18 protein-coding genes are annotated in these 11,839 nt (G+C 56.9%); 16 read left to right on the forward strand and 2 right to left on the reverse strand.

The features are described 5' to 3' along the window. Window positions 1-171 precede the first annotated feature (171 nt). Window positions 172-1,206, reverse strand: a complete 1,035-nt coding sequence (locus K0335_RS00190; protein WP_104919606.1) for a phage portal protein — start codon at window positions 1,204-1,206, stop codon at window positions 172-174. After that, entirely contained in the window at window positions 1,206-2,978 is a 1,773-nt protein-coding gene (locus K0335_RS00195; protein ID WP_000156861.1) for a terminase ATPase subunit family protein, read from the reverse strand. Before K0335_RS00195 ends, K0335_RS00190 begins: the two co-directional genes overlap by 1 nt. A 173-nt stretch (window positions 2,979-3,151) precedes the next feature. On the opposite strand from K0335_RS00195, the gene K0335_RS00200 reads away from it, so the two are divergent. The 16 genes from K0335_RS00200 to K0335_RS00270 all read left to right on the forward strand — a co-directional run bounded on the left by K0335_RS00200 (window position 3,152) and on the right by K0335_RS00270 (window position 11,834). Further along, window positions 3,152-4,006, forward strand: coding sequence for a GPO family capsid scaffolding protein (locus tag K0335_RS00200; protein ID WP_001085970.1), 855 nt, complete (start codon window positions 3,152-3,154; stop codon window positions 4,004-4,006). A 58-nt stretch (window positions 4,007-4,064) separates the two neighbouring features. Continuing rightward, window positions 4,065-5,138, forward strand: coding sequence for a phage major capsid protein, P2 family (locus K0335_RS00205; RefSeq protein WP_001248558.1), 1,074 nt, complete (start codon window positions 4,065-4,067; stop codon window positions 5,136-5,138). Window positions 5,139-5,141: 3 nt separating this feature from the next. Continuing rightward, window positions 5,142-5,885 (forward strand): terminase endonuclease subunit, encoded by a 744-nt coding sequence (locus K0335_RS00210; protein WP_104919607.1) that lies wholly within the window; start codon window positions 5,142-5,144, stop codon window positions 5,883-5,885. A 99-nt stretch (window positions 5,886-5,984) separates the two neighbouring features. Further along, a complete protein-coding gene (locus K0335_RS00215; RefSeq protein ID WP_000988642.1) occupies window positions 5,985-6,494 on the forward strand; it encodes a head completion/stabilization protein in 510 nt (169 codons plus the stop codon). Next, window positions 6,494-6,697 (forward strand): tail protein X, encoded by a 204-nt coding sequence (locus K0335_RS00220; RefSeq protein ID WP_000846409.1) that lies wholly within the window; start codon window positions 6,494-6,496, stop codon window positions 6,695-6,697. The genes K0335_RS00215 and K0335_RS00220 overlap by 1 nt, the downstream gene beginning before the upstream one ends. Before the next feature lie 3 nt (window positions 6,698-6,700). Continuing rightward, on the forward strand, window positions 6,701-6,982 hold the full coding sequence (locus tag K0335_RS00225) for a phage holin family protein (protein WP_000123123.1): 282 nt from the start codon (window positions 6,701-6,703) through the stop codon (window positions 6,980-6,982). Next, entirely contained in the window at window positions 6,982-7,479 is a 498-nt protein-coding gene (locus K0335_RS00230) for a glycoside hydrolase family 104 protein (protein ID WP_064638216.1), read from the forward strand. The genes K0335_RS00225 and K0335_RS00230 overlap by 1 nt, the downstream gene beginning before the upstream one ends. 14 nt (window positions 7,480-7,493) lie before the next feature. Then, window positions 7,494-7,919: a DNZ54_00345 family protein gene (locus K0335_RS00235; RefSeq protein WP_000736563.1), complete on the forward strand. Its 426-nt coding sequence runs from the start codon at window positions 7,494-7,496 to the stop codon at window positions 7,917-7,919. Next, window positions 7,907-8,332, forward strand: a complete 426-nt coding sequence (lysB, locus tag K0335_RS22395) for an Rz-like lysis system protein LysB (protein WP_076797578.1) — start codon at window positions 7,907-7,909, stop codon at window positions 8,330-8,332. Before K0335_RS00235 ends, lysB begins: the two co-directional genes overlap by 13 nt. Then, a complete protein-coding gene (gene lysC / locus K0335_RS00240) occupies window positions 8,232-8,477 on the forward strand; it encodes an Rz1-like lysis system protein LysC (RefSeq protein ID WP_106494216.1) in 246 nt (81 codons plus the stop codon). The genes lysB and lysC overlap by 101 nt, the downstream gene beginning before the upstream one ends. Next, window positions 8,440-8,907 (forward strand): phage tail protein, encoded by a 468-nt coding sequence (locus tag K0335_RS00245; RefSeq protein ID WP_000917188.1) that lies wholly within the window; start codon window positions 8,440-8,442, stop codon window positions 8,905-8,907. The genes lysC and K0335_RS00245 overlap by 38 nt, the downstream gene beginning before the upstream one ends. Continuing rightward, entirely contained in the window at window positions 8,900-9,352 is a 453-nt protein-coding gene (locus K0335_RS00250) for a phage virion morphogenesis protein (RefSeq protein WP_104919608.1), read from the forward strand. The genes K0335_RS00245 and K0335_RS00250 overlap by 8 nt, the downstream gene beginning before the upstream one ends. 66 nt (window positions 9,353-9,418) lie before the next feature. Continuing rightward, window positions 9,419-10,054 (forward strand): phage baseplate assembly protein V, encoded by a 636-nt coding sequence (locus K0335_RS00255; protein WP_104919609.1) that lies wholly within the window; start codon window positions 9,419-9,421, stop codon window positions 10,052-10,054. After that, window positions 10,051-10,398: a GPW/gp25 family protein gene (locus tag K0335_RS00260; protein ID WP_104919610.1), complete on the forward strand. Its 348-nt coding sequence runs from the start codon at window positions 10,051-10,053 to the stop codon at window positions 10,396-10,398. The genes K0335_RS00255 and K0335_RS00260 overlap by 4 nt, the downstream gene beginning before the upstream one ends. A gap of 4 nt (window positions 10,399-10,402) precedes the next feature. Then, window positions 10,403-11,311 (forward strand): baseplate assembly protein, encoded by a 909-nt coding sequence (locus K0335_RS00265; protein ID WP_069916140.1) that lies wholly within the window; start codon window positions 10,403-10,405, stop codon window positions 11,309-11,311. Beyond that, entirely contained in the window at window positions 11,304-11,834 is a 531-nt protein-coding gene (locus K0335_RS00270; protein ID WP_104919611.1) for a phage tail protein I, read from the forward strand. The genes K0335_RS00265 and K0335_RS00270 overlap by 8 nt, the downstream gene beginning before the upstream one ends. Window positions 11,835-11,839 lie beyond the last annotated feature (5 nt).

The raw sequence follows: 11,839 nt of genomic DNA on the forward strand, positions 1-11,839 counted from the left end.
ACTGCGCGCTGGCGGTGGTGCTGATTTTATTTTTTCAGCGTCTGAGCGTGTCGTGATAGCGTTTAGATTGTGCGCCGGGGCGTTGGTTTGCCTGCGGGCTGTTTTGTGCGGTGGTGAGCGTGTGAGGGCGTGATGACGGGGGGTAAAAAAGCCGCCCGCAGGCGGCGATGTTCAGCCGTTGTCAGTGTCCAGTGAGTAGTTTTTAAAGCGGATGACCTCCTGACCGAGCCAGCCGTTTATCTCGCGGATCCTGTCCTGTAACGGGATAAGCTCATTGCGGACAAAGACCTTTGCCACTTTCTCAATATCACCCAGCGACCCGACGTTCTCCGGCTTGCCGCCCATCAACTGAAAAGGGATGCGGTGCGCGTCCAGCAGGTCTGCGGCGCTGGCTTTTTTGATATTAAAAAAATCGTCCTTCGTTGCCACTTCACTGAGCGGGATAATTTTGATGCCGTCTGGCTTTCCCTGTGGGGCATAGAGAAACAGATTTTTAAAGTTATTGCGGCCTTTCGAATTAGCCATGTTTTCGCGGAGTGAGTCAATGTAATCGCGGTCCTGCAATGCGTCGGTGATATACATGATATATCCGGCATGTGCGCCGTTTTCGTAATACTTGCGGCGGAACAGCGTGGCCGACTCATTCAGCCAGGCAGAATTAAGGGCGCTCAGATATTCCGGCAGGCCGTACAGCTCCTGATTAATATCCGGCTCCAGCAGATGAAACACGGAGCCAGGTGCGAAGGCTGTCGGCTCGTTGAAGGAAGGCACCCACCAGTAAACATCCTCCTCCACGCCACGGCGGGTATATTTTGCCGGTGAGGTTTCCAGTCTGATGACCTTACCGGTGGTGCTGTAACGCTTTTCCAGAAACGCATTACCGAACACCAGAAAATCCAGCACAAAGCGGCTGAAATCCTGCTGGGAAAGCCACGGATGCGGGATAAACGTTGAAGCCAGAATATTACGTTTGACGTAAATCGGTGAGCTGTGATGCACGGCAGCACGCAGGCTTTTTGCCAGACCGGTAAAGCTGACCGGCGGCTCATACCATCTGCCGTTACTGATGCACTCGACGTAATCCAGAATGTCACGGCGGTCGAGTACCGGCACCGGCTCACCAAAGGTGAATGCCTCCATTTTCGGGGCGCTGGCGGTCATTGTTTTTGCCGCAGGTTGCGGTGTTTTCCCTTTTTTCTTGCTCATCAGTAAAACTCCAGAATGGTGGATGTCAGCGGGGTGCTGATACCGGCGGTGAGTGGCTCATTTAACAGGGCATGCATGGTCGCCCAGGCGAGGTCGGCGTGGCTGGCTTCCTCGCTGCGGCTGGCCTCATAGGTGGCACTGCGTCCGCTGCTGGTCATGGTCTTGCGGATAGCCATAAACGAGCTGGTGATGTCGGTGGCGCTGACGTCATATTCCAGACAGCCACGGCGGATAACGTCTTTTGCCTTGAGCACCATTGCGGTTTTCATTTCCGGCGTGTAGCGGATGTCGCGCGCGGCGGGATAGAACGAGCGCACGAGCTGGAACACGCCGACGCCGAGGCCGGTGGCATCAATACCGATGTATTCGACGTTATATTTTTCGGTGAGTTTGCGGATGGATTCAGCCTGAGTGGCAAAGTCCATGCCTTTCCACTGGTGACGCTCAAGTATTCTGAATTTGCCACCGGCCACCACCGGCGGTGCCAGCACCACGCATCCGGCGCTGTCGCCACGGTGTGACGGGTCGTAACCAATCCATACCGGGCGGGAACCGAACGGATTGGCGGCAAAGGGTGCATAGTCTTCCCATTCTTCCAGCGTGTCGACCATGCAGCGTTGCAACTCCTCGAACGGGAACACCGACGCCTTGTCGTCAACAAATTCACACATGAACAGGTTTTTAAAATCGTCGGCGCTGTTTTCGCGTTTGAGCTGTTCAATGTCGAACAGCGTGCAGCCACCTTTCAGGGCGTCCTCAATGGTGACAATCTGCCGCCACTGGCCGTCTGCACAGAGAAGCCCACCGGCAAGGGCGTTATGACTGACGTCGATTTCCACGCGTTCGGCGGCGCTGGCGCGTCCCCGGTTGAACAGTTCACCCGACCAGAACGGGTAGGCGTCGTGCGCCAGCGTGGACGGGGTGGAGAAATAGGTCGAGCGCAGGTGACTCTGTGAGGCCATACCTGATGCCACCTTACGCAGTACCTGAAAATTCGGGATCCAGAAAATCTCATCGACGTACAGGTCGCCGTTATGGCTCTGCGCGGTGTTGGAGTTGGTGCCGAGAAAAATCAGTTTTGCGCCGTTATTGCCCAGGACAATCGGGTCACCGGTCAGGTCAACGTCAACCAGCCGGGCAAAGGCGATGATGTATTCGCGGAACACATACGCCTGCGTTTTACTGGCCGACAGAAAAATCTGGTTATGACCGGTTTTCAGGGCGCGCAGCAGCGCCTCGCGGGAAAAATAAAACGTCGCGCCAATCTGGCGGGATTTCAGGATATCGCGGATGCGGTGCTCAAGCCCGGCGCGATACCAGTGCAACTGATAGTCGAAAGACTGCTCAAAGAAAATCTGCTCCAGCTTTTCGATGGCCTCGTCACTGAAAAAATTCTTTTTCGGTTTGCGGCGCCCGCCTTTGTTGCGGTTAGCGACGTTCGGATTAAGGTCTGCCTCGTTGCCGGTCTGACTGTAGCGGTTGACCCGTGCCAGTCGTTCAATCTGGCGTCCCAGCAGGTCAATTTCCTTGAAGTCACCGCCGGTTTTCTGCGGTTTGATGATGAGCTGGGTCAGCCGCGCTTCCAGACTCATTTCGACACGGCTGATGGGGGCAACGCTGTCCCAGCCGTCGCGCTGTTTCCAGCTCTGCACCGTCGGGCGTTTCATCTGCAACATGGCGGCAATCTGCGGCACGGAAAACCCCTGCCAGTACAGCAGCGCCGCCTGACGACGCGGGTCGTGTAAAAGAGTGGTGTCTGTGGTGATGGTCATGAATACCTCGCCGTGATGAATACACGGCAAGGCTACTGAGTCGCGCCCCGCGATTCGCTAAGGTGCTGTTGTGTCAGTGATAAGCCATCCGGGACTGATGGCGGAGGATGCGCATCGTCGGGAAACTGATGCCGACATGTGACTCCTCTAATCACTATTCAGGACTCCTGACAATGGCAAAAAAAGTCTCAAAATTCTTTCGTATCGGCGTTGAGGGTGACACCTGTGACGGGCGTGTCATCAGTGCGCAGGATATTCAGGAAATGGCCGAAACCTTTGACCCGCGAGTCTATGGTTGCCGCATTAACCTGGAACATCTGCGCGGCATCCTGCCTGACGGTATTTTTAAGCGTTATGGCGATGTGGTCGAACTGAAGGCCGAAAAGATTGACGATGATTCGGCGCTGAAAGGCAAATGGGCGCTGTTTGCGAAAATCACCCCGACCGATGACCTTATCGCGATGAACAAGGCCGCGCAGAAGGTCTACACCTCAATGGAAATTCAGCCGAACTTTGCCAATACCGGCAAATGTTATCTGGTGGGTCTGGCCGTCACCGATGACCCGGCAAGCCTCGGCACGGAATACCTGGAATTCTGCCGCACGGCAAAACACAACCCCCTGAACCGCTTCAAATTAAGCCCTGAAAACCTGATTTCAGTGGCAACGCCCGTTGAGCTGGAATTTGAAGACCTGCCTGAAACCGTGTTCACCGCCCTGACCGAAAAGGTGAAATCCATTTTTGGCCGCAAACAGGCCAGCGATGACGCCCGTCTGAATGACGTGCATGAAGCGGTGACCGCTGTTGCTGAACATGTGCAGGAAAAACTGAGCGCCACTGAGCAGCGCCTCGCTGAGATGGAAAACGCCTTTTCCGCACTTAAGCAGGAGGTGACTGACAGGGCGGATGAAACCAGCCAGGCATTCACCCGCCTGAAAAACAGTCTCGACAACACCGAAAGTCTGACCCAGCAGCGCCGCAGCAAGGCCACCGGCGGTGGCGGAGACGCCCTGATGACGAACTGCTGACCGGCGTCAGTCAGTCCGGGAAAACCTTCACGATTAACCCTTAATTTCAGGAACAAATATGCGCCAGGAAACCCGTTTTAAATTTAATGCCTACCTGTCCCGTGTTGCCGAACTGAACGGCATCGACGCCGGTGATGTGTCGAAAAAATTCACCGTTGAACCGTCGGTCACCCAGACCCTGATGAACACCATGCAGGAGTCCTCTGACTTTCTGACCCGCATCAATATTGTGCCGGTCAGCGAAATGAAAGGGGAAAAAATTGGTATCGGTGTCACCGGCTCCATCGCCAGCACCACCGACACCGCCGGTGGCACCGAGCGTCAGCCGAAGGACTTCTCGAAGCTGGCGTCAAACAAGTACGAATGCGACCAGATTAACTTCGATTTTTATATCCGCTACAAAACGCTTGACCTGTGGGCGCGTTATCAGGATTTCCAGCTCCGTATCCGTAACGCCATTATCAAACGTCAGTCCCTTGATTTCATCATGGCCGGTTTTAACGGCGTGAAGCGTGCCGAAACCTCTGACCGTAGCAGCAATCCGATGCTGCAGGATGTGGCGGTTGGCTGGCTGCAGAAATACCGCAATGAAGCCCCGGCGCGTGTGATGAGCAAGGTCACTGACGAGGAAGGCCGCACCACCTCTGAGGTTATCCGCGTGGGTAAGGGCGGTGATTATGCCAGCCTTGATGCACTGGTGATGGATGCGACCAACAACCTGATTGAGCCGTGGTATCAGGAAGACCCTGACCTTGTGGTGATTGTGGGGCGTCAGCTACTGGCAGACAAATATTTCCCCATCGTCAACAAGGAGCAGGACAACAGCGAAATGCTGGCCGCTGACGTCATCATCAGCCAGAAACGCATCGGTAACCTGCCGGCGGTACGCGTCCCGTACTTCCCGGCGGATGCGATGCTCATCACGAAGCTGGAAAACCTGTCCATCTACTACATGGATGACAGCCATCGCCGCGTGATTGAGGAAAACCCGAAACTCGACCGCGTGGAGAACTACGAGTCAATGAACATTGATTACGTGGTGGAAGACTACGCCGCCGGTTGTCTGGTGGAAAAAATTAAGGTCGGTGATTTTTCCACACCGGCTAAGGCGACTGCAGAGCCGGGAGCGTAACCGATGACGAGTCCCGCACAGCGCCACATGATGCGGGTCTCGGCAGCGATGACCGCGCAGCGGGAAGCCGCCCCGCTGCGACATGCAACTGTCTATGAGCAGATGCTGGTTAAGCTCGCCGCAGACCAGCGCACACTGAAAGCGATTTATTCAAAAGAGCTGAAGGCCGCGAAAAAACGCGAACTGCTGCCGTTCTGGTTGCCGTGGGTGAACGGCGTGCTGGAGCAGGGCAAAGGTGCACAGGATGACATTCTGATGACGGTCATGCTGTGGCGTCTGGATACCGGCGATATTGCCGGTGCGCTGGAGATTGCCCGTTACGCCCTGAAGTACGGTCTGACCATGCCGGGCAAACACCGCCGCCCCCCGCCGTACATGTTCACCGAGGAGGTGGCGCTTGCGGCCATGCGCGCCCACGCTGCCGGTGAATCCGTGGATACCCGCCTGCTGACGGACACCCTTGAACTGACCGCCACGGCTGACATGCCTGATGAAGTGCGCGCAAAGCTGCACAAAATCACCGGTCTGTTTCTGCGTGACGCTGGTGATGCCGCCGGTGCGCTGGCGCACCTGCAACGTGCGACACAGCTCGACTGTCAGGCAGGCGTTAAAAAAGAGATTGAACGACTGGAGCGGGAGCTGAAACCGAAGCCGGAGCCGCAGCCCAAAGCGGTCACCCGCACCCCGCGTAAGACCCGGAGCGTGACACCGGCAAAACGTGGACGCCCGAAAAAGAAAGCCAGTTAACAACCGAATGCGCCCCGCGCCAGGGCGGCACGCCGGTCAGTGAGGGTGAATCACCTGACACTGCACCGGCGTCCACCGCCCGACTTTTCAGAGGTAGTCATGATGACGCTGATTATTCCGCGAAAGGAGGCTCCCGTGTCCGGTGAGGGTACGGTGGTCATCCCGCAACCGGCAGGCGACGAGCCGGTGATTAAAAACACGTTCTTTTTTCCCGATATCGACCCGAAGCGCGTCCGGGAACGTATGCGCCTTGAGCAGACCGTCGCCCCCGCCCGTCTGCGTGAGGCCATCAAGTCAGGCATGGCGGAGACGAATGCGGAGCTGTACGAGTACCGCGAACAGAAAATTGCCGCCGGTTTTACGCGTCTGGCGGAAGTCCCGGCGGACGACATCGACGGTGAAAGCATCAAAGTTTTTTACTACGAGCGCGCCGTGTGCGCGATGGCGACCGCGTCGCTTTATGAGCGTTATCGCGGCGTGGATGCCAGTGCGAAAGGCGACAAGAAGGCTGACAGCATTGACAGCACCATTGATGAACTGTGGCGGGATATGCGCTGGGCGGTGGCGCGTATCCAGGACAAGCCGCGCTGCATCGTGAGTCAAATCTGATGAAGACCTTTGCGCTACAGGGCGACACGCTCGACGCCATTTGTGTCCGGTATTACGGGCGCACTGAGGGCGTGGTTGAGACCGTGCTCGCCGCAAATCCGGGACTGGCTGAACTGGGTGCGGTGCTGCCACACGGCACCGCCGTCGAACTGCCCGACGTTCAGACCGCGCCCGTGGCTGAAACTGTCAATCTGTGGGAGTAACGCATGACAGCAGAAGAAAAAAGCGTCCTGTCGCTTTTCATGATTGGGGTGCTGATTGTTGTCGGCAAGGTGCTTGCCGGTGGTGAACCCATCACCCCGCGTCTGTTTATCGGGCGCATGTTGCTCGGTGGTTTTGTCTCGATGGTTGCCGGTGTTGTTCTGGTGCAGTTTCCTGACCTGTCACTGCCTGCGGTGTGCGGCATCGGCTCCATGCTGGGCATCGCCGGCTATCAGGTGATTGAGATTGCCATTCAGCGCCGTTTTAAGGGCAGGGGGAAACCGTAATGCCGGTAATTAACACGCATCAGAATATCGCCGCCTTTCTCGACATGCTGGCCGTGTCCGAAGGGACGGCGAATCATCCGCTGACGAAAAACCGGGGCTATGACGTGATAGTCACCGGACTGGACGGAAAGCCGGAAATTTTCACCGACTACAGTGACCACCCGTTCGCACATGGCCGACCAGCGAAGGTGTTTAACCGTCGCGGTGAAAAATCCACGGCCTCCGGTCGCTATCAGCAGCTTTACCTGTTCTGGCCGCACTACCGTAAACAGCTTGCCCTGCCTGATTTCAGTCCGTTGTCACAGGACAGACTCGCCATTCAGTTGATCCGCGAACGCGGTGCACTGGATGACATCCGGGCGGGACGCATTGAGCGAGCCATTTCACGCTGTCGCAATATCTGGGCGTCCCTGCCGGGTGCCGGTTACGGTCAGCGTGAGCATTCACTGGAAAAACTGGTCACCGTCTGGTGTACCGCTGGCGGCGTACCGGCTTAAACGGAGTAAACACCATGAAGAAATTATCCCTTTCACTGATGCTGAACGTGTCGCTGGCGCTGATGCTGGCACTGTCCCTGATTTACCCGCAGAGCGTGGCCGTCAATTTTGTCGCCGCCTGGGCGATTCTGGCGACGGTTATCTGTGTGGTTGCCGGTGGTGTCGGCGTGTATGCCACTGAGTATGTGCTGGAACGCTACGGGCGGGAGCTGCCGCCGGAATCGCTGGCCGTGAAGATTGTCGCGTCGCTGTTTTTGCAGCCGGTGCCGTGGCGCAGACGGGCGGCGGCTCTGGTGGTGATGGTGGCGACGTTTATCTCGCTGGTCGCTGCCGGGTGGATTTTTACTGCGCTGATTTACCTCGTGGCGTCGGTGTTCTTCCGGCTGATACGTACGGCCTGTCGTCAGCGTTTTGAGGGGCGGGAACCATGTCAAAGCTGATGATTGTGCTGGTTGTGTTGTTATCACTGGCGGTGGCCGGTCTGTTTCTGGCGAAGCATGAAAACGCCAGCCTGCGCACCTCACTGGACAGGGCGAACAGCGTCGCCAGCGGGCAGCAGACGACCATCACCATGCTGAAAAATCAGCTTCATGTTGCGCTCACCAGGGCAGAAAAAAACGAGCTGGCGCAGGTGGCACTGCGTCAGGAACTGGAGAACGCCGCGAAGCGTGAAGCACAGCGCGAGAAAACCATCACGAGGTTACTCAATGAAAACGAAGATTTTCGCCGCTGGTACGGTGCTGACCTGCCTGATGCTGTGCGCCGGTTGCACCAGCGCCCGGCCTGCGCAGACGCCAGTGATTGTCCACAACGCCTGCCCGAAAGTGAGTCTTTGCCCGATGCCGGGCAGTGACCCGCAGAAGAACGGCGATTTAAGTGCCGATATCCGGCAGCTTGAGAACGCGCTGGCACGCTGTGCCAGCCAGGTAAAAATGATTAAACACTGTCAGGACGAAAACGATGCTCAAACCCGACAGCCTGCGCAGGGCGCTGACTGATGCCGTCACGGTGCTGAAAACCAGTCCAGAGATGCTGCGGATATTCGTGGATAACGGGAGTATTGCCTCCACGCTGGCGACGTCGCTGTCGTTCGAAAAGCGTTACACGCTCAATGTCATTGTGACCGACTTTACCGGTGATTTTGACCTGCTCATTGTGCCGGTGCTGGCGTGGCTGCGGGAAAATCAGCCCGACATCATGACCACTGATGAAGGTCAGAAAAAGGGCTTCACGTTTTATGCAGACATCAACAATGACAGCAGCTTTGATATCAGCATCAGTCTGATGCTGACCGAGCGCACGCTGGTCAGCGAGGTGGACGGCGCACTGCATGTGAAGAATATCCCGGAACCCCCGCCGCCGGAGCCGGTCACCCGCCCGGTGGAGCTGTATATCAATGGCGAACTGGTGAGCAAGTGGGATGAATGAGTTTAAGCGTTTTGAAGACCGGCTGACCGGACTGATTGAGTCGCTGTCACCATCAGGGCGTCGGCGACTGAGTGCCGAACTGGCGAAACGTCTGCGGCAGAGTCAGCAGCATCGTGTGATGGCACAGAAAGCCCCGGACGGCACCCCCTACGCGCCACGCCAGCAGCAGAGCGCCAGAAAAAAGACCGGTCGCGTTAAGCGAAAAATGTTTGCGAAACTTATCACCAGTCGTTTTTTGCATATCCGCGCCAGCCCTGAACAGGCATCAATGGAGTTTTACGGCGGGAAGTCACCGAAAATAGCCAGTGTGCATCAGTTCGGTCTGTCGGAAGAAACCCGGAAAGACGGTAAGAAAATTGATTATCCGGCGCGTCCTCTGCTCGGCTTTACCGGTGAGGATGTGCAGATGATTGAAGAGATTATCCTGGCTCACCTCGACCGTTAGTTGTGCCATTCCCGACACCTCATCGTTACATTGCCGTCGGTATGACCCGGCGGCATCCTTCCCGTTATGAACACTCTCGCAAATATTCAGGAACTCGCGCGCGCACTGCGCAACATGATCCGCACCGGCATTATCGTCGAAACCGACCTTAACGCCGGTCGTTGCCGTGTGCAGACCGGCGGCATGTGCACCGACTGGCTTCAGTGGCTGACACATCGTGCCGGGCGTTCGCGCACATGGTGGGCACCTTCCGTGGGGGAACAGGTGCTGATTCTGTCCGTGGGCGGCGAACTCGACACGGCGTTTGTTCTGCCGGGGATTTATTCCGGTGATAACCCCGCGCCGTCTGCGTCGGCGGATGCCCTGTACATCCGTTTCCCTGACGGGGCGGTGATTGAGTATGAACCCGAAACCAGTGCACTCACGGTAAGCGGAATTAAAACGGCCAGCGTGACGGCTTCTGATTCTGTTACTGCCACGGTACCGGTGGTCACGGTGAAAGCGTCAACCCGTGTCACCCTGGACACACCGGAAGTGGTCTGCACTAACAAACTGACTACCGGCACGCTGGAAGTGCAGAAGGGCGGGACGATGCGCGGCAACATTGAACACACCGGCGGTGAACTCTCATCAAACGGTAAGGTACTGCATACCCATAAACACCCCGGCGACAGCGGCGGCACAACCGGGAGTCCTCTATGACAGCGCGTTATCTCGGAATGAATCGCAGTGATGGCCTGACTGTCACTGACCTTGAGCATATCAGCCAGAGTATCGGCGATATCCTGCGCACACCGGTCGGCTCACGGGCGATGCGTCGTGATTACGGCTCGTTGCTGGCATCAATGATTGACCAGCCGCAGACCCCGGCGCTTGAGTTGCAGATTAAGGTCGCCTCTTACATGGCGGTGCTGAAATGGGAACCCCGCGTCACCCTGTCATCCGTTACCACGGCGCGCAGCTTTGACGGGCGAATGACAGTTACGTTAACCGGCCAGCACAACGACACCGGCCAGCCACTTTCGTTAACCATCCCTGTGAGTTGAAACCATGCCGATTATCGACCTGAACCAGCTACCCGCACCGGATGTGGTCGAGGAGCTGGATTTTGAAACCATTCTTGCCGAACGCAAGGCGACACTGATTTCCCTTTACCCGGAAGACCAGCAGGAGGCGGTCGCCCGTACCCTGACGCTGGAATCCGAGCCTCTCGTCAAACTGCTGGAGGAAAATGCGTATCGCGAGCTTATCTGGCGTCAGCGTGTGAATGAGGCTGCACGGGCGGTGATGCTGGCCTGTGCAGCCGGTAATGACCTTGATGTGATTGGTGCCAATTACAACACCACGCGCCTGACTATCACCCCGGCAGATGATTCGACTATCCCGCCGACACCGGCAGTGATGGAGTCTGACACCGATTATCGTCTGCGTATTCAGCAGGCGTTTGAAGGCTTAAGCGTCGCCGGGTCGGTGGGAGCCTATCAGTATCATGGTCGCAGTGCCGACGGGCGTGTCGCGGATATCTCTGTCACCAGTCCGTCTCCGGCCTGTGTCACCATCTCTGTGCTGTCACGTGAAAATAACGGTGTGGCATCTGAAGACCTGCTGGCTGTGGTGCGCAACGCCCTGAATGGCGAGGACGTCAGACCGGTGGCCGACCGTGTGACCGTGCAGTCTGCCGCCATTGTTGAATACCAGATAAATGCCACGCTTTACCTTTACCCTGGCCCCGAAAGCGAACCCATTCGCGCTGCCGCCGTGAAAAAACTGGAAGCGTATATCACGGCACAGCACCGGCTGGGGCGCGACATCCGACTGTCTGCCATTTATGCCGCTTTGCATGTGGAAGGCGTGCAGCGTGTCGAACTGGCTTCACCGCTGGCCGACATCGTGCTCAACAGTACGCAGGCGTCTTTCTGTACCGAATACCGCGTCGTGACCGGAGGCTCGGATGAGTGATTCGCGCCTGCTGCCGACCGGCTCATCACCGCTTGAAGTCGCCGCTGCAAAAGCCTGTGCGGAAATTGAAAAAACGCCGGTCAGTATTCGTGAGCTGTGGAACCCGGACACCTGCCCGGCAAATCTGCTGCCGTGGCTGGCGTGGGCGTTTTCGGTCGACAGATGGGATGAAAAGTGGCCGGAAGCGACCAAACGCGCCGTTATTCGCGATGCCTATTTCATCCACTGTCATAAAGGCACTATAGGTGCAATCCGGCGTGTGGTGGAGCCGCTGGGCTATCTCATCAACGTGACGGAGTGGTGGGAAAACAGCGACCCGCCCGGCACCTTCCGGCTTGATATCGGCGTACTGGAAAGCGGCATCACGGAGGAGATGTATCTGGAAATGGAACGGCTGATTGCCGATGCCAAACCTGCAAGTCGTCACCTTATTGGTCTGAATATTACCCAGGACATCCCCGGTTATCTGTTTGCCGGTGGTGTGGCTTATGACGGCGATGTTATTACGGTTTACCCAGGATAAGTGAG

Source organism: Escherichia sp. GZ89 (genome assembly GCF_019366485.1).
GTDB classification, from domain to species: Bacteria; Pseudomonadota; Gammaproteobacteria; order Enterobacterales; family Enterobacteriaceae; genus Escherichia; species Escherichia fergusonii.